The organism is Bradyrhizobium sp. (genome assembly GCF_049512235.1).
Classification (GTDB): Bacteria; Pseudomonadota; Alphaproteobacteria; order Rhizobiales; family Xanthobacteraceae; genus Bradyrhizobium.
In genome coordinates this window covers 1-19,558 of the sequence record NZ_JBEKXH010000162.1, presented here as the reverse complement: position 1 = coordinate 19,558, position 19,558 = coordinate 1, and the positions used below count along the sequence as shown (strand labels likewise).

At 64.8% G+C, this 19,558-nt stretch carries 17 protein-coding genes; 8 read left to right on the top strand and 9 right to left on the bottom strand.

Going from position 1 to position 19,558, the window contains the following annotated elements; translation table 11 throughout:
• Positions 1-363: hypothetical protein (locus ABSG20_RS16595; RefSeq protein WP_423865596.1), on the top strand; the 363-nt coding region annotated here is incomplete at its 5' end.
• Between the two features lie 710 nt (positions 364-1,073).
• On the opposite strand, the gene ABSG20_RS16590 is transcribed toward ABSG20_RS16595, so the two are convergent.
• From ABSG20_RS16590 to nthA, 3 genes are read right to left on the bottom strand one after another with little or no spacing between them, the layout of a single operon-like run.
• Positions 1,074-1,460 (bottom strand): nitrile hydratase accessory protein, encoded by a 387-nt coding sequence (locus ABSG20_RS16590; RefSeq protein WP_423865595.1) that lies wholly within the window; start codon positions 1,458-1,460, stop codon positions 1,074-1,076.
• Positions 1,460-2,119 (bottom strand): nitrile hydratase subunit beta, encoded by a 660-nt coding sequence (nthB, locus tag ABSG20_RS16585; protein ID WP_423865594.1) that lies wholly within the window; start codon positions 2,117-2,119, stop codon positions 1,460-1,462. Before nthB ends, ABSG20_RS16590 begins: the two co-directional genes overlap by 1 nt.
• Positions 2,119-2,748: a nitrile hydratase subunit alpha gene (gene nthA, locus ABSG20_RS16580; RefSeq protein WP_423865593.1), complete on the bottom strand. Its 630-nt coding sequence runs from the start codon at positions 2,746-2,748 to the stop codon at positions 2,119-2,121. The genes nthB and nthA overlap by 1 nt, the downstream gene beginning before the upstream one ends.
• 100 nt (positions 2,749-2,848) lie before the next feature.
• Here nthA and ABSG20_RS16575 point away from each other — a divergent pair, with 100 nt between their 5' ends.
• Positions 2,849-3,655 (top strand): enoyl-CoA hydratase/isomerase family protein, encoded by an 807-nt coding sequence (locus ABSG20_RS16575; protein ID WP_423865592.1) that lies wholly within the window; start codon positions 2,849-2,851, stop codon positions 3,653-3,655.
• Between the two features lie 18 nt (positions 3,656-3,673).
• On the opposite strand, the gene ABSG20_RS16570 is transcribed toward ABSG20_RS16575, so the two are convergent.
• From ABSG20_RS16570 to ABSG20_RS16560, 3 genes are read right to left on the bottom strand one after another with little or no spacing between them, the layout of a single operon-like run.
• On the bottom strand, positions 3,674-5,032 hold the full coding sequence (locus tag ABSG20_RS16570) for a vWA domain-containing protein (RefSeq protein ID WP_423865591.1): 1,359 nt from the start codon (positions 5,030-5,032) through the stop codon (positions 3,674-3,676).
• The gene (locus ABSG20_RS16565; RefSeq protein WP_423865590.1) at positions 5,025-6,134 is read right to left on the bottom strand and encodes an AAA family ATPase; all 1,110 of its coding nucleotides are present in this window, start codon (positions 6,132-6,134) and stop codon (positions 5,025-5,027) included. Before ABSG20_RS16565 ends, ABSG20_RS16570 begins: the two co-directional genes overlap by 8 nt.
• A gap of 11 nt (positions 6,135-6,145) precedes the next feature.
• Positions 6,146-7,042, bottom strand: coding sequence for a hypothetical protein (locus ABSG20_RS16560; protein WP_423865589.1), 897 nt, complete (start codon positions 7,040-7,042; stop codon positions 6,146-6,148).
• A 313-nt stretch (positions 7,043-7,355) separates the two neighbouring features.
• Between ABSG20_RS16560 and ABSG20_RS16555 the strand changes: the two genes are divergently transcribed.
• Complete coding sequence (locus ABSG20_RS16555; protein ID WP_423865588.1) at positions 7,356-8,912, top strand: tannase/feruloyl esterase family alpha/beta hydrolase; 1,557 nt, start codon at positions 7,356-7,358, stop codon at positions 8,910-8,912.
• A gap of 22 nt (positions 8,913-8,934) precedes the next feature.
• Here the strand turns inward: ABSG20_RS16555 and glgX are convergent, their stop codons facing one another.
• The gene (gene glgX / locus ABSG20_RS16550) at positions 8,935-11,049 is read right to left on the bottom strand and encodes a glycogen debranching protein GlgX (protein ID WP_423865587.1); all 2,115 of its coding nucleotides are present in this window, start codon (positions 11,047-11,049) and stop codon (positions 8,935-8,937) included.
• A 144-nt stretch (positions 11,050-11,193) separates the two neighbouring features.
• Complete coding sequence (locus ABSG20_RS16545) at positions 11,194-12,006, bottom strand: HEAT repeat domain-containing protein (protein ID WP_423865597.1); 813 nt, start codon at positions 12,004-12,006, stop codon at positions 11,194-11,196.
• 184 nt (positions 12,007-12,190) lie between these two features.
• Here ABSG20_RS16545 and ABSG20_RS16540 point away from each other — a divergent pair, with 184 nt between their 5' ends.
• Positions 12,191-12,700 (top strand): hypothetical protein, encoded by a 510-nt coding sequence (locus ABSG20_RS16540; protein WP_423865586.1) that lies wholly within the window; start codon positions 12,191-12,193, stop codon positions 12,698-12,700.
• On the top strand, positions 12,694-13,737 hold the full coding sequence (locus ABSG20_RS16535; RefSeq protein WP_423865585.1) for a S1/P1 nuclease: 1,044 nt from the start codon (positions 12,694-12,696) through the stop codon (positions 13,735-13,737). Before ABSG20_RS16540 ends, ABSG20_RS16535 begins: the two co-directional genes overlap by 7 nt.
• A 390-nt stretch (positions 13,738-14,127) precedes the next feature.
• Here ABSG20_RS16535 and ABSG20_RS16530 read toward each other — a convergent pair whose 3' ends face one another.
• The gene (locus ABSG20_RS16530) at positions 14,128-15,936 is read right to left on the bottom strand and encodes a sulfotransferase (protein ID WP_423865584.1); all 1,809 of its coding nucleotides are present in this window, start codon (positions 15,934-15,936) and stop codon (positions 14,128-14,130) included.
• A 308-nt stretch (positions 15,937-16,244) separates the two neighbouring features.
• On the opposite strand from ABSG20_RS16530, the gene ABSG20_RS16525 reads away from it, so the two are divergent.
• The 3 genes from ABSG20_RS16525 to ABSG20_RS16515 form a co-directional block, all read left to right on the top strand.
• The gene (locus tag ABSG20_RS16525) at positions 16,245-16,475 is read left to right on the top strand and encodes a type II toxin-antitoxin system Phd/YefM family antitoxin (protein ID WP_423865583.1); all 231 of its coding nucleotides are present in this window, start codon (positions 16,245-16,247) and stop codon (positions 16,473-16,475) included.
• Positions 16,476-16,479: 4 nt separating this feature from the next.
• Positions 16,480-16,866 carry a type II toxin-antitoxin system VapC family toxin gene (locus ABSG20_RS16520; protein WP_423865582.1) on the top strand — a complete coding sequence of 129 codons (387 nt, stop codon included), beginning with the start codon at positions 16,480-16,482 and terminating at the stop codon, positions 16,864-16,866.
• A 275-nt stretch (positions 16,867-17,141) separates the two neighbouring features.
• Positions 17,142-19,558: autotransporter outer membrane beta-barrel domain-containing protein (locus ABSG20_RS16515; protein ID WP_423865581.1), on the top strand; the 2,417-nt coding region annotated here is incomplete at its 3' end.

The following is a 19,558-nucleotide window of genomic DNA, read 5'->3' as shown; positions in this document are numbered from 1 at the left end:
GTCCCGCAGGGCGGATCGCGATCCGCCGTCTTTCCCGCGACGGCGGATTACGCCGATGGGGTCGCGCGGTGCGCGAACCCGATCGGCTCCAATCCGCCCTACAGATTCGCTTCGCCCGCGCTGCACATTTCCCCCTCAATCACGACAAATGTCGTCTCGCTGCGCGTCAAGCGCCGCGGCGACGAACTCGAATTCCTCCCCCGCTGCTCCGGAGATCGTCGAAACCCCGCCTCGCCGCTGGGCCGCGGCATTGCCTTCACCGTTATCGCCTCGCTCGTGGACGCCGAAGCCGACAGCACGCGGGCTGCCATCGACAAGCTCGTGGCCGGCCTACGCGCGACGTTCCCGTTTTGTTTCACGTGAAACAGGTGCTCCGCGTGCGCGGGGATGAACCGCCTATGACCCCAATTTCTTCGGGTTTGTCCTGCACAAGCCCGGGCATGACCAGTTGCGATTGTTGGTATTATACTTTGCATGGGGTTGTTTTCGATATTTTTGGCATGGCGAGCTGCGGCTCGCGTGCACCACCCGCCTTCGCCCGATGGGCTTCGGCGCGGTAGCCTTCGCACGCTTCGCAGTGCGCCTGGGCTGATCGACATCCAACTTTTGAAGCACGAACGACACCGACCTCGCGTCGTGCCGGCGCACGTGAGAAAGTTGCGCTAGGCATGAGGGCGCGCCCGTGAGGGCGCCCACAAGGGGCGACCCTACATGTGTCGATCCCGTAGCAACCCTCATACGCGCTAGCTTAAGAACTCGTGTCCCGGATGCTGGCCGCGTAGACGGTGCGCTCCCTCTCCCCCCGAGCGAAAGCGTAGCTTTCGCGGGGGCGGGAGAGGGTTGGGGTAAGGGTTGGGGTGAGGGGGGCGCCGCATCGGGACCGCCCGAGTGGTCCCCTCACCCCACCCTCTCCCGCGCTAAAGAAGCGGGGAGAGGGAGTGAGAGAGTTGGGGCCACCTGACTGGCGCGCTTAAGCTAGCGCGTATGGGGGCGACCCTGTGGTCGCCATCCTTCGAACCCCGCATCCCATCACGCGGCTGGCCGAAGCCTGCCGCGTTCCAGCATCCGCTGAGCTAACCGGCAAAATCCTCCGGCTGCAGCACAATGGGAGAACCATGTGGCGTGCGGTCGGCGGCGTGGTCCCAGGCGTCGCGATAGCGGTCGAGCATTTCGACGCTGGCGACGCCTTTGGCGGCAACCAGTCTTTCCAGGGTTGCCAGCCAGTGCCGGTAATAAGTCTCGCCGCTGTCGGAATCTCCGGCTGCCTGCGCGCGCTTGATTTCGTCGGCCAGCATGTCAGCCCACTCGTTCCAGCTGAACAGGCCGCGCCCATGCAAGGCCAGCGCCATCGCAAAGGCCTGCGCTTCCCAGGGTTCGCGAAACACCGGCCCATCGGCGTCGGCAGGAATGCCGGGCAAGGCGTGCCTTGCCTCTTTCGCGGCCTGCGGATCGAGCCCCATCAGAGGTGCTCCAGATAGGGTTCCCAGGCATCGACCGATACCTTCAGACCAGGATCGGACGCCTCGCCCCACAACTCGCGGCCCTCGAACGTCACCGTGTACAGCCATTGCGGATTTTCGCCGGCGCCGGTCGCGTTGCTGTCGGGAAAGACATGACAGCCCAGCACGCGCTCGACGCTGCCGATATGCCCGCGCACATAGCGTGGAAGGCGCGTATGGCTGGAGGGATGGATCATCTTGGCGCGGACGCGGTCGCCCGCTGTGAAAACGGCAGGGCGCGCGGCGTCGCGCTCGGTCGGGCCGCCCCGGTGCAGCATGGCGGCGACGCCTTCGGGTCTAAGGATTTTTTCAACCGGCTTGGCCGGATGCAGCGGCGCTCCGGCCTTGATCTCGTCTGCTGCGATCAGGCCGCGCTCCAGCATCAGCCGCTCAAGCCCCGCGAGCCAGATCTGGTAGTAACTCTTGCCGAGATAGTCCTCGGGCGGACGATCCTCGCGGGCGAAGCGCGACATGTCGATGTTCCAGCCGCCGGGCATCGCCATCGCCAGCGTCAGTGCGAAGGCGCGGCGCTCCCATTCGGCGTGAAATATCGGCTCGTCCGGTTCCGGCTTGACCGCACCCGACCACGCCGCGCCGCCCATGTCATGCGCGCCATCCATCAGGCGACCTCGTGCGGCGCTTTCGGCAATCCCGTGCCGATCATGCTGTCGCGGGTGACAAGGCCGGCCACGCGCTGCTCGCTCCAGCCCTCGGTGCCCCCGGGGCGCAACGGCAGCACCAGATAGCGAATTTCGGCGGTCGAATCCCAAACCCTGATCTCGGTTGCCGCGGGCAGTTCAAAACCGAAATCGCGCAGCACGCCGCGCGGATCCTTCACCGCCTTGGAACGATAGGGTGCCGATTTGTACCATACCGGCGGCAGCCCCAGCACTGGCCAGGGGTAACAGGAGCACAACGTGCACACGACCATGTTGTGCAGGGAAGGGGTGTTCTCGACCGCCACGATGTGTTCGCCCTGGCGTCCGGCATAGCCGAGTTCGGCGATGGCGGGCGTGGCGTCTTTCAAGAGCCGGGCGCGGTAGGCCGGGTCGGTCCAGGCGCGGGCCACCACGCGGGCGCCGTTGCGCGGCCCGACCCTGGTCTCATAGGTTTCGATCAGAAGATCGAGCGCGGCCGGATCGACATAGCCCTTTTCGGTGAGGATGCTCTCGAGCGCGCGCACCCGCAGCTCGGTCTCGGACAATTCCGAATGGTCGTGCTCGCCATGATCGTGGTCCGCGCTGGTCATCCCGTCAGCATAAGCGCAAGGGTCTGTCGATGTCGAGGCGTTGGTCGCCGGAGCCTTGGTGCGCTATCCTGCCGAAAAATAACGGGCAGGGAGCATGGCCGTGGCGGACTTCGTGAGCATCGAAAAGGGCCTCGGGCCAGAGGGGCGCATCGCCGTGGTGCGCTTCGACCGCGGCGATGGCATCAACGCGCTATCGCCGGAGGCGCTGCGCCAACTCACCGATGCGGCGCGCCGTTTTGAGGACGACAGCGACACCTCGGTCGTGGTGCTCACCGGCGGGCCCAAATCGTTCAGCGCCGGGTTCGATCTGAAAGACCCCGAAGGCCGGTCACGCCGGACCATGGATCTCGGCTCGCTACGCCGGCATCTCAAACTCGGCCCGCGGCTGACCCGCGCCTGGCAGGAGATGGAGCAGATCACCATCGGCGCCATCGAAGGCTTTTGCATCGGCGGCGGCGTGGCGCTGGCGGTGGCGCTGGATTTTCGTGTCATGGCGCGCGACGCTCATCTGCGCGTTCCCGAGATCGGGCTTGGGATGAACATGAGCTGGCAAAGCATTCCGCGCCTGCTGCATCTGATCGGGCCCGCGCGCACCAAGCAGGCCGTGATCCTGGCCGACCAGCGCATCTTTGCCGCGCAAGCCTATGAATGGGGCCTGGTGGAAGAACTGGCCGATCCCGGCGGAGCCTTCGATGCCGCGATGGCGTTGGCCGCCAAGATCGCCGCGCAGCCGCCGCTGTCGGTCGCGATGACAAAGCTCACCGTCAACCGCCTCGCGCATGCGCTCGACGACCTCGCCAGCCATATGGACATTGATCAGTTCGCGCTGGCGAGTTTGACGGAAGATCACAAGGAAGGCGTCGCGGCATTCCTGGAGCGGCGGAAGCCGCGATTCAGCGGACGGTAGAGGTGAGGGGAAAAGCTTTCAGCCCAGCACCAGCTTCCGCCCGAATGGCGGCACGGCGTGGCTGTGGCTTTCCGGCACCGCCCAGATCACCGGCCAGCTGGGCTGGAAGCGCGCCGGACCTTCGAGGTCGGTCAGCACCACGGCGATGTCCGGCCGGTAGCGGTCGGCGGCCTGCAGCAGCGGGGTGAAGTCTGTGCCGCCGCCGCCTTCGAAATCGATCTCGCCGATGTCGAAACGGCCGGGCTTGAAGATCTCTATCCGGCGCACCTGATCGTCGCCGATCAGGAGAACCATGCCGGCCTCCTGCCGCCGGCTGATGGCGGCGATCTCATTGGCGAATTGCCGCACCAGATCATCATCGATCGATCCGGAGACATCGACGATCACCGCAAGCCGTGGCGCGGTCTTGTTGCGGCTGAAGCCGGGTTCAAAGGGCAGCCGCCGGTTCGGGCCGCCGCGTCCCTGGTTGGCGATGTAGGATCGTGTCGGCCGCGACCACGAAACGTCGGGTTTTCGCGACAGTCCGCGCGCCAGCCGCGTCCGCAACACCTGCCGCCACGGCGTCCGGGTCCGCGGCAGGTCCGCGATCAAGGCGCGCAGCATCGAGAAGACGCCGTCGCCGGCGTGACCGCGCAGGATCCGCTCGCTCCATTCGCGCGCCGCTTCCGCATCGGCTTCCGGCGCGTCCTCGCTGGATGGCAAGAGATCAGGCTCGCTGCGGGCGCCGAGCTGGCGCACGCGGGCCGCACGCGGCCCGTCATCTGCCGCGCGGGGTTGGCGCGACGCATCCTGGCTGACGCCGGAATCACGCCCCGTGCTTTGCGAGCCGCTGGCCTTGGCGCCGGACTGGCCCTGGCTCCCGGTTTGCTGCCGACCATCCTGGTCGCGGGTCCGGCGGTCGTCGATGCTGCGATAAAGCCGCTCGACATCCCACTCGAGCAGCGCCGTTTCGACGTCCTGCTTGATGCCGAGCACCTGATCGAGCATCTGCTCGAGGAACACTGACGATGCCGGCAGGCTGAGCCAGCTCAGATGGCTGATCGTGCTGTTGACGATGGCGTCGGCGCAGATGTTGAACAGACGCCTGTCGACATCGCCGGTCAGCCGCTCGAGCTCGAGCGCGCGCTGCGGGTGACGCAGCGCGATGTGCAGCACTTCATGCGCGACCAGCCCGGTCTGCTCGGACAGCGGCAGGCGCTCGAACGCGGCCCCATAAAACACGGTGTTGCCATCGGTCATCACTACGGGTGCGTCGCCGCCGGCAAGGTCGTGGTGTCGCACCCAAAGCGCGAGACCGCCGGTCGAGGGCGCGAATTCTACCATGCGCTGGATCGCAGCCACGCCGCGGTGTTCGTGTTGCGCGCGGGCCTCAGGCATCGCCGCCGTCCCTCTGCCGGCGCTCGGCATAGCGTTGGTAGGAAGGGCTGTCGAGGATGGCTCCCTCAAGTCCGGTCGATAGCGCGCGCTGCATCAACAGCTCCATCGAGAGCGTCTGGGCTTCGCGGATCGGCAAGGGCGTGGAGCCCTTGATGTCCGGCAGCTGCTCGATGATTTCCAGTGCGCGCGAGAGCGTCGTGTCATCGACGCTCGCGGCCAGCAGCCCGTAGATCATGCCATAAAGCGCGTCGAGCGATTTTGGCAGCAGCGCGGCGGTCTCCGCGCCGGGCCGTGCGGCCAGCAATCGCACCACGTCGGCGCCGGCCTGGATCTCGCGCAGCACGCCAAAGAACTCGGCGGCATTGGCGGCGCCGATGCGGCCCTGCACGAACACGCGTTTGGCTGTGGCGGACAGGCCCGAGTTCAATACGTTGGAAATGTCCTCCCAGCCGCGCGGGCTGGCGCCGATCAGATGGTCGCCGGAAAGCTGCGCCTGGGTGTCGTCAAGCCGGTCGGGGCGGACCTTGAGATAGGCCATTACTTCGGGCGCGAAATTCATTTCGGCGGCATGGTCGAGAAAGGCGCCGATCACGGTCTGCACATTGAAGTGGAACATGCGGTCGGCCAGCGCCGTGCCCATGTCGTGGCTGACCGCGCCGTGGAAACTGGCGTTGCCGGCGGCGATCACCTGCCAGCCGTCGGGCAGGCGGTAGTTGCCGACCTTGCGGTCGAGGATCAGCGAATAGGCCGAGATCTGCAGCCGCTGATCGGCAGCGGTCAGTTCGTCGAGGAAAAGGATGCCGTCGTGCTGATCCGGCGGCGGCAGGAATTCAGGCGGGAACCAGACGGTTTTCGCCAGCGTATCGTCGGCATAGATCGCGCCACGGATGTCGACCGGCTCGATCGTGGTCAGTCGCAGATCGATCAGCGGGATTTTGAAATGCGTCGCGACCTGCCGGACGATCGAGGACTTGCCGACGCCGCGCGTTCCCCACAGCATCGAGGCGCGGCGCCGCAGCACCGGATCGGCATATTGTTCGATCAGCGCAGCCTTCGCGGCAGCGATCGAGACCGGCGGGATATTCATGGGATTGCCGGACATCAGGCTCCGCTTCAGCTCGGCTGCGGGTCCGGCGTCGCCGCGGCGCCCGCGACCGTGGACGGCAGCCACGACGCCGCGGTGGAAGGCCGCGGCAGCGGCGGAATTTCGAACCGCGGCAGCTCGCGCATGCCGAACAGCATCAGCATCAGCAGCGGAGGAAAGTTGAAGATCATCATCAGTAGCATCGAATCCTGCGGGATATCGACGAGCGTCAGGGCCGCGGTCGCGGCAATCAAGCCAAGGCACGATAGCACCGGGATCGTTCGCCGAAAAACCACGCCCCAGCGCGCTCCGACCAGCCTTTCATGAAAGCGGCGCGGCGGCTCTGCCAGAGTTTGCGCCAGGTGGGCGACAGCCCGCTCCAGTTCGCGCTCGATGCGCCGGCTGCGCGCGGGCTCGCTGCGCGGCAGCCGCAGCGAACCGGTCCATCCGGCGCCGCGGCGCCGCAGCACCCCTTCGAGCCGCGCTTCGGCCGAATTCAGCACCAGAAGCATCGCCCGGCCGTCGCGGCCGGGCTCAAGGCGATAGTTGCGTGCAATCAGGCAACCGGCGACCAGCTGAAACTGGCGCTGCGGCGCAATGGCCTCGATGCGCGCCAGCAGTTCGCCGGGATGCGAGCCCTCGCTCGAAAGCCTCGCCTCCGCAGCGCCAGGCAGGGTGAGCGTGCGGATCAGGCGGAAGTTGTCGGCACGCGGGTTCTCGAGCCTGAGAATTTCGTACGCGCCGATGCCGGCCTCGGCCGCAATCAGCTTCGGCTTGAACACGATGCTGCGTTCAAGGCGATTGGTTGCGGCGAGGTCGACCTGGCGGCCACGCCGCGTCAAGGGTTCGATCAGGCGCAGGATTTCGTGGTGGGTGAGGGGGTGCACCGCCTTGACCGGGTCCTGTCGCCACAGGGCATTCCGCATGGCACCTGGCGCACCCTGTTGCGGCGCTGATCCGAGCCCGTTTGCTGGGTTGCCAGTCGTCAACCGTCCATCCTCGGTTCGCTTCAGGCCCCCCGGAAAAATGTGGCCGATTTCCGCGTGGTCGGCAAGCCTTCAAAGCAGGCCATCGCCTCCGGGCTATGGCCAAATGACCGCCGCCGAACTAAACAAGACCATAACATGCGGGAGGCCATCAGCCATGCGAGCAGCCGCCAAATGCGCCGCGGTCCTGTTCGGCCTTACAGCGACGTGCGGACCTGTATCGGCACAGACCTTTGCGCAGAAATGCGAGGCCATGGCACATGCAGGTAGCGCACCGGCCATTGCCAGCGCGACCTTCGTCGCGGCCGGCCAATTGAACTTCCCGGGTCCGCCCCCGGTCAGCCTCAACGCGCCCGATCATTGCGTGATCCAGGGTGCGCTGGCGCCGCACGTCGGAATCGATAGGAAGAACTATGCCATCGGCTATGAGTTGCGCCTGCCCTCGAACTGGAACGGAAAGTTCGTGTTTCAGGGCGGTGGCGGTTCGGATGGAGTGCTGCGACCTGCGATCGGCGTGCAGGCGACGGGAGAAACATCGGCCTTGGCCAAGGGCTATGCCATTGCATCAACCGATGCCGGCCACCGCGACGAACCGGGACCGATCGGTCCCTATCTGTTCGGGCTTGATCCGCAGGCGCGCATCGACAAGGGATATCATCATATTCCGGTTGTTACCGCCGAGGCTGAGGAGCTGACCGGGGCGTTGTATGGCCGGACACCGTCGCGAAAATATTTTGTCGGCTGCTCCAATGGCGGCCGGCAAGGCATGGCAGCAACGCAGCGCTACCCATTGCTGTTCGATGGCGTCGTGGCCGGTGCCCCGGCCTATCGCGTGCCACGCGCGGCCATCGAGGCGATGGCGGAGGTACAGGTTTTGGCATCGATCGCCCCCAAGGGGCCCGACGGCAAGCCGGACCTGGGCGCGGCTTTGAGCAAAGACGACCTCAAACTCATATCGGACGGGATCGCCGCGAATTGCGATGCTGCCGATGGGCTCGCCGATGGTCTGGTCAATAACGTCAGAGCCTGCAAGTTCGATCCGCTCGCGCTGCAATGTTCCGCCGGCCGTGCCGAGGGGTGCCTGACGCCGGAAAAAGCCAAGGCGATCGATCGAGTCTTCAAAGGCGCGCACCTTTCGAATGGAGAAAAATTGTATTCGGACTGGCCCTGGGATCCCGGCATTGCCAGCCCGGGCTGGTCGGCCTGGAAGATCGGATCGCCGGGCAAGGTGCCGCCGGACGCGCGCAATGTGACGCTGGTACCGGGTTCGGTCGCTTATTACTTCTCGTCGCCGCCGCAGCAGGTCACCGACCTTTATGACTATACGCTGTCCTACGATATCGACAGCGGCCTCAAGGCGGTGGAGGCAGTGTCGCCTCCGTTTCTCGAATCCGGCGGCTCGACCGAAGCCGCTGACTCAACGGACGTCGATGCATTCAGGGCACATGGCGGCAAGATGATATTTTACCAAGGCATGGCCGACCCGATCTTTTCCGCCAACGACACCATTGCCTACGTCGATGCGCTGGCGAAACGTTACGGCACCGCCTTCGATTTCACGCGGTTGTACCTGGTGCCGGGAATGAATCATTGCGCGGGCGGTCCAGCGACCGACCTGTTCGATGCCCTCACCGCCCTCGATGATTGGGTGGAAAAAGGCCAGGCGCCGGCAAGCCTGATTGCAAAAGCCCGCAACATTCCAGGCGTGCCCTGGCCGGGTCGAAGCCGTCCGCTTTGTCCCTATCCGTCCTATGCCAGTTATTCCGGATCCGGAAATATCGAGGACGCGGCAAGCTTCAGCTGCAAATGAGGCGGACGGGTTGCTATGTTTCCTACGCCGCATTCACCGCAAACAGCAGCAGCGACCGGCCGGTCACCAGATACTGGCTGCCGAACTTGAATGGCGCCTCCGAAGTAAGGTCGGGAATATTGGTGTCGACCAGCAACGACCAGGAAGAACCGGCGTCGCTTTTGGGCAAGGTGAAGTCGACCAGCCCCTCATAGCTGTTCATGACGATGAGTACCGTTTGGTCGGCGCCGCGCCGCTTGATGCCGGTCTTCTGGGCGCGGCCGTCGAGCAGCATGCCGAAACATTGCATCGACGCATCCTTCCATTCGCTGTCCTGCATCTCGTTGCCGTTGGCGTTGATCCAGGTCACGTCGCGGATACCGAGCGTCTCGTCAAGTTGCCCGGTCAGGAATCGGCTGCGGCGTAGCGTCGGGTAGGCCTTGCGCAGCTGGATCAGGCGCTTGGTGAAGGCGATGAGATCGTTGGCATCCGTGCCAAGATTCCAGTCGAACCAGGAGATGTCGCTGTCCTGGCAATAGGCGTTGTTGTTGCCATGCTGGGTACGACCGAATTCGTCACCGCCAAGCATCATCGGCGTGCCCTGGGACAATAGCAGCGTGGCCAGCATGTTTCGTCTTTGGCGATTTCTCAAGTCGAGGATGGCCTTGTCGTCGGTTGGACCTTCGACCCCGCAATTCCAGGAGTGATTATCGGAACTGCCATCCCTGTTGTTCTCGCCATTGGCTTCATTGTGCTTGTCGTTGTAGCTCGCCCAGTCGTTGAGGGTGAAGCCATCATGCGCGGTGATGAAATTGATGCTGGCCCAGGCGCGGCGGCCATCATGGTTGAACAGATCTTCCGACGCGGTGATCCGCGGCGCCAGTTGCGCGGCGTCGGCTTCGGCGCGCCAGAAATCCCGCACCGTGTCGCGGAATCTGTCGTTCCACTCCGCCCAGCCCGGCGGAAATCCGCCGACCTGGTAGCCGCCTGGTCCGACGTCCCACGGCTCGGCAATCAGCTTGACCTGGGCGAGCAGGGGATCCTGATCGACCGCCTTCAGGAAGCCGCTCTGTTCGTCAAACCCGGTGACTTCGCGCGCCAGGATGGTCCCGAGATCGAAGCGGAAACCATCGATATGCATGTGGTCGGACCAGTAGCGCAGGCTATCGGTGACCATCTGGATCGCCTTCGGATGCGACAGATTGACGGTATTGCCGGTGCCGGTATCGTTGATGTAATAGCGCTTGTCCGGCGCCAGCCGGTAATAGCTGGCATTGTCGATGCCCTTGAACGACAGCGTCGGGCCCAATTCGTTGCCCTCGGCGGTGTGATTATAGACCACGTCGAGGATGACCTCGAGGCTGCCGGCGTGCAGGCTTGCGACCATCTCCTTGAACTCGCGCAGGCTGTTGGCGACATCGGAAGCATAGCGCGGGTCGGGCGCAAAGAACCCGATGGTGTTGTATCCCCAGTAATTGGTCAGCTTCTTTTCCAGGAGATTGTTGTCGTTGATGAAGGTGTGGATCGGCAACAGTTCGATCGACGTGACGCCGAGCGCGGTCAGATAGTCCACCATCGGCCGGCTGCCGAAACCGGCATAGGTGCCGTGCAGTCCTTCCGGGACGCCCGGATGCTTTTTCGTAAGGCCCTTGACATGCACCTCATAAATGATCGTCTGGTCCCAGGGGATATCGTGCCGGCCGGGCTCTCCCTGCCAGTCGAAGCCGGGGTCGACAATGACGCATTTGGGCATGAAGGGCGCGCTGTCACGCTCGTCGAATGTGAGGTCGTCGCCGCTTTCCATCTTGTAACCGAACACGGCGGGATTCCAATTCAGCGAACCGACGTGCGCCCGCGCGTAGGGATCGAGCAGCAATTTGTTCGGGTTGAAGCGATGCCCGTCCGCGGGATGATAGGGCCCATGAACACGATAGCCGTAAAAGGTGCCGGGGCCTATGTCCGGCAGGTAGCCGTGAAAAATCTGGTCGGTATATTCGGGCAGCTCGATGCGGCTGAGCTCGCGCTCTCCCGCTGCGTCGAACAGGCAGACTTCGACCTTGGTGGCATTGGCCGAGAACAACGCGAAATTGGTGCCTTTGCCATCCCAGTGCGCCCCCAAAGGATACGGCAGACCCTCTTCGATCGATTTGACCGGCACGAAGCCCCCCTGACTTTACCCGCGGTATGCGGCGAGGATAACGGTGGTCACTCCAATTTGTTGCAATGCGATCGAAAAAGTTCATCAGCCGGGGTCGCGCGGATGCCGTGGCCCATGGCGGTGCGGATATCCCCGATCGCGGCGTCAGCCGCGATCGGATCGCGAGAGCCAGGATGCGAGGGCCGACGCGGCGACGGTCGCCGCTGGGCTGTCTATCTCTTCGAGCGCCGAGAGAACGGAATTGGCCAGATCGGGCCGCTTTCGGCCGAGCCGGGCGAGGAAGACGATGGCCTCCTCGTCCGCGACCCCGGCCAAAGCTTCGATCACGCGCGCCGAAGGCTTTGCGAGCAAGCAGCGCTTCAGGGGATCGCGCGCCTCCGCGCGTCCCATTCTCCCCAGGGCGCAGGCGGCGGCGGTTGCGATCTCGTCATCGCATTCGGTCAGCAACGCGATCAGCGCCGGCACGACTTCGCCGCCCGCGCGGACGCAACCGCAAGCTGCCGCGCGCACCGAGGGGTCGGCGTGTCGAAGCAGCGGCAGCGCGACGTCAGGGGTGAGTTTTGCGCCGAGACCGGCAGCTGCGATAACCGCGGCCGCGAGGTTCGGGCCCTGCACGATGTGCTTGACGATGATGTGATGCACCGCTCGCGCCGCTTCCGGCCCGCCAATGGCGCTAAGGGCCTTTAGCGCCGCGATTTGCTCGGGAACGCGGCGGTCGAGGCCAAAGCCAACGAATCGCCGGCAGAGCGCGGCCAGCGCTGCCACCGCATCGCCAAGCCGACGCCGTCCCGCCTCCGCGGCGAGCGCGCAGGCGTCGCCGAGCGACGCATCGGGCAGAACGGCAATCAACGCCGCGTCCGAAAGCTCCTCCGCGACAACTCGCACCGTCGCCGTGGAACTTTCGTGGCGCGGGGCAGGCGGAAGATCCGCGAACAGGTCGAACTGCGTGGGCTCCATCACGCCTCGAAATCTGCCCCAGCAAGGCGCTCGGTTCAATCCCTTATCTCGTCGCCATGGAAGCGATGGACGGCGATTCGCACAGGAAACGCCACCCCCGCCGCTGCGGCGACTTGTCGAGAACGCGAGATTGAGCACAAGATGGGCACGCGCGATCCAGGCAGGGGGACAGATGGGAGAATCCGTGACCGTCACTACCTTTCGCGGCCACGCGCTGTATCCAAGGATCAGCCGGGCGGTCGCGACATTGCTCCGCAAGGACAAGGTCGTGCGGCCCGTCGACGTGCTCGTCGAAATGCAACTGCTCAAGCGCGAGCATTTCGAGGACTGGCGCTTGGGCCGCGTTCCCTATCTCGAGCGAATGATACACTGCAACCTCAGCCGCTTGTCGACGCTGCTGCGGATTCTGCGGTTTCACGCTCACGACCTCAATCTCAAGCCCTCGTTCACGATCTACAATCGCTGGGGCGGCGGACCCAAGCATCGGCTGCGCTTCACCCAGACCGGCGACGCCCGCCTCGAAAAAGCCTACGCCACCCATTTGGTCTGGCCGGGGAAACAGGCCTTCCCGACCGACAGATTGTCGCTGCCGACCGCGGTGGATCCGCAGCCAAAGGCCGCCGGGGATGATCGGCAGATCGAGCCGCCTTTGGCGCAGCCAACGATCCAAAGAGGCGGGACGGTCCGATGTTGAAAGTGGTCCTGGCGCTCGATTGTCTGATCTATCTGCTTTGTCCAACCGATGCCCCGGCCTGGGGTTATCAGGGCCACGAAGTCGTAGGCTCCATCGCTGACAAATTATTGAATTCGAATGCCCGGCAACAGGTCGGGCAAATCCTCGGAGAGGGATTCGATCTGCGCGTTGCGGGCCCGTGGGCCGACTGCGTCAAGAGCGTGGTGCGCTATGACGATGGCAGCTTTCACTATGAGGTGGACCCCGATCACCTCGAATACGAAGTGCCGTGTACGCCCTTCAATTCCCGGGAGGAGCGGGCGCGGATCGTGGACTACGCGCAACGAAACTGGTCCACCTGCTCCTATGCTCCTGACGGGCACGAGCGCGGCTGCCACAACACCTTCCATTTCGACGACATCGCGGTGCAACGAACCCGCTTCGACCGCAGTTACCTGGGCGGGAGCGATCACGATCTGGTCGCGGCGATCGGCGCTGCGGTCGCGGTATTGACCGACAAGCCGGTGCCCCCACCCTTTCCGTTCTCGATCAGGGACAAGAAGGAGGCGCTGTTGCTGATCGCCCATTTCATCGGCGACCTGCATCAGCCGCTGCACGTCGGCGCGGTCTATCTCGATGCCAACGGCAGGCCCGTCGATCCTGACACCGCTCACGGCATCGATCCCGCGACCGATACGATCGGCGGCAACGCCATCCAGGATGAAAACCTGAGCCTGCACCACGAATGGGACGATATCCCGACAGATATCGGCGAAGCCGCGACCACCGAGTTGCTGGCGGCTGCGAGGTCATTGCCGGCGAGCCAGGGCAGTATCAGCGATTGGCCGGCAGCCTGGGCCTCGGACAGCATCCTGGTCTCGCACCGGGCTTTCGAGGGCCTGACGTTCAGGCTGATCGCAACCCTGCCGGCCAACAAATGGTCGGTCGCGTTCGCCGATCATGCCGGCTACCTGCAAGCGATGGACGCGATCAAACGCAGGCAACTGGCCAAAGGCGGGGCGAGGCTGGCCGAACTCCTGAACGCGATCTGGCCATGACGGACGAACAGGGCGCCCACGAGGGGCGTTCCCATACGCGCTAGCTTAAGAACTCGTGTGCCGGACGCTGGCCGCGTAGACGGTCGGCTCCCTCTCCCCCCAAGCGAAAGCGTAGCTTTCGCGGGGGCGGGAGTGGGTTGGGGTGAGGGGGGCGCCGCATCGGGACCGGCCCGAGTGGTCCCCTCACCCCACCCTCTCCCGCGCTAAAGAAGCGGGGAGAGGGAGTGAGAGAGTTGGGGGCCACCTGACTGGCGCGCTTAAGCTAGCGCATATGGGGGCGACCCTTGTGGTCGCCCTCCTTCGGCGCCTCCGCATCCAGCCGAAGGTACCCGCAAGCGGGGCGAGGGGTCTCCCCGCCGCTGCCGCGAGATCGAGCCGGTGATCGCTCAACTATTCGATGCCGTAGCCTAGCCGCAGCATCACCGGCGCCAGGATCGGGATGACCGGCGCCAGGTGCTTGGCGTAGGGCCGGTAGCGAAAGCGGGAGCGGTCGTACAGCTTCTCGGTCACCTGGGCATAGCTCGCGGTGCGCGCATAGCGCCGGTTCTCGTGGAAATTCAGGCTGCGGCGGTCGAACGGCACGCCGACGAAGTTGAACAGCTTGCGGACCTGGCTTTCCTGGTCGGCGATGATGTCCTCGTAGCGCACCGGCAGATAGCGGAGCCGCATCTGGCCGAGATAATGCTCGACCAGGTTCATGACCAGCACGTAATGCCGGGCGATGCTTTCGAGGTCGTAGGCGCAGTAGAAGCCGTGGGTCAGATGGTTGGAATAGACCGAGAGCACGACGTCGAGCGGATGGCGCACCAAATGGATGATTGGCGCCTTCGGAAACATCAGCCCGATCAGGCCGAGATGGGTCTCGTTCAGCGGCATCTTGTCGGTGAACCATTGCGCGCCCTTGCGCAGCACGCCGAGCTGGCGCGCGCGCTGCAGGTAATAGTCGCGTAGATTGTCGAGCCCCTCGACCTGGTCGCCGAGCCAGAGATCGGCCAGCGCTTCGGGATAGGCGAGCGGGCTGCCCAGCATGCGCGGGATCAGCCCGGTCAATTCGTTGATGACAGGCAATTCGTCGCCGGCCGCGATCTTCGGATGCGTGGTCAGGGTCTGCTCGACCATGGTGGTGCCGGATCGCGGGAAGCCGACGATGAAGATCGGCTGGGCTGCGTCGCTGCGCGTTGCCGCGCGCGGCAGGATCTGTAGCCGCGGCGCGGTGAAGAATCCGCGCAGGCGCGCCACCAGCGCTTGCGCCTCGCTGGCGAGATAGGCCTGGCCGGTCAATTCGCGCAAGCCGCGCTTGCTCTCGCCGAAGGCTGCGAACGCTTCGTCGAAGCGGCCCATCCTGTCGAGCAGCTGGCCCTTCTCGCTCCATTCGGCCGGCGTGAGGCCGCCATCGTCGCGCCGGCGTGCGATGTCGTCGAGGATTGCCACCGCCTTGTCATAGTCCTTGCGGCGGCCGTGAAGGATGGCGCGCGCGAGCTGCGTGGTCGGATTGCCGGGCGCTGCGCGCTCGGCCGCGTCGAGCAGCTCGCCGGCACGGTCGAAATTGCGGTCGGTCTCCTCCATGCGCGCCCAGCCATAGAGGGTCTGGTAGATATCGGGCGCGAGCCGCACCGATTCCTCATAGAGCCCGCGCGCCTCCTCGATCCGGCCCTGGTTCTTCAGGTTCCAGGCGAGATTGGCCAGCAGGATCGGGTCGCGGCCGCGGCTCAGCTCCAGCACCCGGCGGTAGTGATATTCCCCGATCTGAGGCCGGTTGGCCTCGGTCAGGATCATGCCCATCAGGTTGTGCGAGGCCGGATCGGCGGGCGCAAGGCGCACCGCATTGCGGGCATGGTGCTCGGCCTCGGCCAGCGCGCCGCGCGCGAACTGCAGCGATGCCAGCGTCTGCGTGGCCAGGATGTTGTTGGGGTCGAGCCGCACGATCCGCGCCAGCAGGGCTTCGGCGGCCGGCATCCGCTGCTCGGCGCGGCGGATCTGGTAGAGCAGGTCGAGCGCGCCGATGTGCCGGGGAAACTGCTCCAGCACGGTCATGACCAGGCGTTCGGCTTCCGCCATGTTGCCGGCCTTGGCGGCGGCGAGCGCGCGATCGAAGTCGACAACGGCCTGCGGCTCGGCCGGCGGCTGCGTCCAGTCGAGCGCGCAGCATCGATCGGCGCGCAATCCGCTGCCGCAGGGGCAGGTGGCCGTTCCGGTCAAAGCTTGAGCCCGTGGCGTCATGGCCCATGGTTTGGGATTACATAATACTTATTGTCAATCGCGGCAGCGGACGGATTTGCGTCATCAAGCCGCCCGCCAGGGCAACCGATTTTTCTACGACGCAAGAGCCGATGGTCGCCGGTGTGGCGATAGGTGACCAAACTGATCGGGCTATGGAATTGGAGGCCGGCAATGCCGATCTGCCTTACCGGTCTCGGGAAGATCTGTAGCATCGGCACGCCATGAATGCCGGTAGACAAATCCGTGGGAGTTAGCTAATATTTCTTAGCTTAGCTAGGAGAGGCGCAATGGAAACCGTTACGATTCACACCGCAAAGACGACCCTGTCTCAACTTCTGGCGCGTGTCGAAGCGGGTGAGGAGATTATCCTGGCGCGCGGCAAGGAGCCGATCGCCAAACTCGTGCCTTTCCAACCGCGGCAGCCCAAGCGCCGGTTCGGGGCCTTGCGCGGCATCATCAGCATCGGACCGGAATTTTCCGAACCTTTGTCGGAGCAGGAGCTGGCAGCGTGGGAATAGCAGCATGCAGCTGCTGCTCGATACCCACGCCCTGCTTTGGTGGCTTTCTGGCGACGACGCACTCTCTGATGCTGCGCGAACTGCAATAGCAGACGAGGACAACGGCATTTTCATCAGCGCCGCGTCAACCTGGGAAATAGCGACGAAGCATCGCATAGGTAAATTGCCCGGCATTGCCGCCGTTATCCCCGACCTCGAACGAGTGATCGCCGATCAGGGCTTCATCGGGCTGCCGATAAACCTTCGGCATGGACGAGTGGCGGGCACTTTGCCGGGCCCTCACCGCGACCCGTTCGACCGAATGCTGATCGCCCAGGCGATGCTGGAAAATCTCGCACTCGTTTCCAATGAGCAACCCTTCGACGCCTATGGTGTCGCACGATTGTGGTAGGCAGCGGCGCTGTCTGAAATTGTGGCTTTATCAATATCGGCGTGTCGCGCGTCATAAGTCTCATCGCGGAACCTCCAGGATGAGTGTGGCGGAGGCATCACATTCCCCGAAATTGCGCGCGCCTAGGCAGAAAAGCCGCCGAGTCGCGCGGTCTGCGATAGCTCAGGCGCGGTACCCTGATGTAGATACAGGGTGCTTCTGCACCCTATGGTGCTTTCTGAATTTTAACGAAAATGACCCTTTGCGGCTTGCCATCCCAGGTTTCCCCGTCCGATGTGATCGGCTCTTCCACGCCGCCTGCGGCGACGCCGTTTAACCTCCGGCGGCGGTGGCTGGCGAGCACGTCCGCCCTGCGCATTCCGATCACGTCGGCGGCGCTGGCGCTCGGCGTCGCGCTATCGGGCGAGGCGCACGCGCAGGCCGCGGTCAATCCGGTTCAGACCACCACCTACAATATCCAGGCCGCCAGCAACCCGATCACCTTTGGGCGCGCGACCAATATCGACACCAGCGCGACGCATAATGTCGATCCCGTCGTTGGTGGTACCGGCAGCCCCTGGAATGTCACGGTGCAGGGCGGCGGTCAGATCACGGGCTACCGGCGGGGTATCTATCTGGGGTCCCAGAGCAGCGTTACCAACGCCGGGACGATCACCGGAACCAACTTTGGTGGCGTCGTTCTCGGTGCGGGTGGCAGCGTCTCCAACCAAGCCGGCGGCCGGATCGTCAGCAATGGCTTCGGGATTGGAATCTATCACGGTAGCGGCAACGTCACCAACGCGGGGACGATTACCGGCGGCGTTGGTCTCTTCTCGGGCGGAAGTGTCAAAAACCAGGCCGGCGCCACCATCTACGGGATTTTGGTCGCTGCCGGTTCCGGCACGGTCACCAACGCCGGGGCAATCAGCCGCACCAATAACCACGGCGCCGTCGCCCTCGATGACGGTGGCAGCGTCGTCAACCAGACCGGGGGAACGATCAGCGGTAGATACGGCGTCTACATCATGAATGGTGGCACGGTGACCAACGCCGGCACCATTGCCGGAACGGGCGGCACGTCGGTGCATTTCGCAGGGCCCGGCAGCAACACGCTGATCCTGCAGACCGGTTCGGTGCTGAACGGCGATGCTGTCGGCAGCACGGTGGGGGGAGCGTCCAACGCGCTGGTGCTGCAGGGCACGGGGAGTGCCAACAACACTTTCCGCAACTTCAGCACGCTGGATGTGCAGGCCTCGGGGCTATGGGCGCTGAACGGCGTCTCAACCATCGGAACGACAACGGTCGACAGCGGCACGCTGGTGGTCGGCGATGCCAGCCATCCCGGTGCGGCGCTGACCAGCCCGGTGACGGTGAATGCCGGCGGCGCGCTGGCGGGGCAGGGCACGCTGATCGGCGATGTCACGGTGCTCTCCGGCGGTGCTATTGCGCCGGGCGCGGCAAGCCCATTCACGACGCTGAACGTGACCGGCAATGCGAGCTTTGCCTCCGGCTCGTTTTACCAGGTCAACATCAACGGCAGCACCGGCCAGAGCGACAAGCTCGCGGTGAGCGGGACGGCGACGCTGACCGGCGGCAGTGTGCAGGCGACCTATTCGGGCACTCTCACCAAGGGCAGCTTCGATATCCTGCATGCCGGCGGCGGACTCGGCGGCACCACCTTTGCCGGCGTCAGCAGCAATTTTCCCGACCTGGGCTTCAGCCTGAGCTACAGCCCGACCGACGTGTTCCTCAACCTGACCTCGGCGCAGCTCGGCGCCAGCAATGGACTGAATCGCAACCAGCAGAACGCGGCCGGCGCCATCAACAATTTCTTCAACGCCGGCGGCGCGCTGCCGGCCGGTTTCGCGTCGCTGTTCAGCCTGACAGGGACCAGTCTCGGCAATGCGCTGTCGCAGCTGTCCGGCGAGGCGCCGACGGGCGCGCAGCAGAGCGCGTTCCAGCTGATGGGCGGGTTCCTCGGCCTGATCAGCGATCCCTTGATCAATGGCGGCGGAGGCATCGGGGGCGGCGGCGCGCTGCCATTCGCGCCCGAACGTTCGTCGCTGCCGCCCGATCTCGCGCTGGCCTATGCCAAGGCAATGAAGGCGCCACCGGGACAGCCCGTGTTCGATCAGCGCTGGAACGTGTGGGGCTCGGCCTTCGGCGGCGGCAACGGGACCGATGGCAATCCCGTCACCGGCAGCCATGATCTCTCAGCCGCCGCCGCCGGCGTCGCGGCCGGCGCCGATTATCGCGTTACGCCCAACACCCGGCTCGGCTTCGCGCTGGCCGGCGGCAGCACCAGCTGGACCCTGTCGCAGGGGCTCGGAAGCGGCCTCGGCGATGCCTTCATGGCCGGAATCTACGGCAAGACCTATCTCGGCCCGGTCTATCTGACCGGCTCGCTGGCGGCGGCCGATCACTGGATCTCGACCGATCGCACGGTGGTCGGCGATCATCTGACCGCGCAATTCGCCGCGCAGAGCTATGGCGGCCGCATCGAGGGCGGCTATCGCTTGGCGACGGCCTTTGGCGGCGTGTCGCCTTACGCGGCGGCGCAATTGCAGTCGTTCCGCACGCCCGCTTATGCCGAGAGCGATCTCACCGGCGGCGGCTTCGGTCTCGCCTACGCCTCGCGCAACGCCACCGACACCAGGAGCGAGCTCGGCGGCCGCTTCGACCGCGAGATCATTCCATGGTCATCGGATAAGGT

Coding starts and splice junctions, on each gene's coding strand:
- ABSG20_RS16555 (WP_423865588.1), top strand. CDS start 7,356: ATGGCACATGCAGGTAGCGCACCGGCCATTGCCAGCGCGACCTTCGTC.
- ABSG20_RS16525 (WP_423865583.1), top strand. CDS start 16,245: ATGGAAACCGTTACGATTCACACCGCAAAGACGACCCTGTCTCAACTT.
- nthA (WP_423865593.1), bottom strand. CDS start 2,748: ATGACCAGCGCGGACCACGATCATGGCGAGCACGACCATTCGGAATTG.
- ABSG20_RS16570 (WP_423865591.1), bottom strand. CDS start 5,032: ATGCCTGAGGCCCGCGCGCAACACGAACACCGCGGCGTGGCTGCGATC.
- ABSG20_RS16545 (WP_423865597.1), bottom strand. CDS start 12,006: ATGGAGCCCACGCAGTTCGACCTGTTCGCGGATCTTCCGCCTGCCCCG.
- ABSG20_RS16560 (WP_423865589.1), bottom strand. CDS start 7,042: ATGCGGAATGCCCTGTGGCGACAGGACCCGGTCAAGGCGGTGCACCCC.
- nthB (WP_423865594.1), bottom strand. CDS start 2,119: ATGGATGGCGCGCATGACATGGGCGGCGCGGCGTGGTCGGGTGCGGTC.
- ABSG20_RS16535 (WP_423865585.1), top strand. CDS start 12,694: ATGTTGAAAGTGGTCCTGGCGCTCGATTGTCTGATCTATCTGCTTTGT.
- ABSG20_RS16520 (WP_423865582.1), top strand. CDS start 16,480: ATGCAGCTGCTGCTCGATACCCACGCCCTGCTTTGGTGGCTTTCTGGC.
- ABSG20_RS16590 (WP_423865595.1), bottom strand. CDS start 1,460: ATGGGGCTCGATCCGCAGGCCGCGAAAGAGGCAAGGCACGCCTTGCCC.
- ABSG20_RS16565 (WP_423865590.1), bottom strand. CDS start 6,134: ATGTCCGGCAATCCCATGAATATCCCGCCGGTCTCGATCGCTGCCGCG.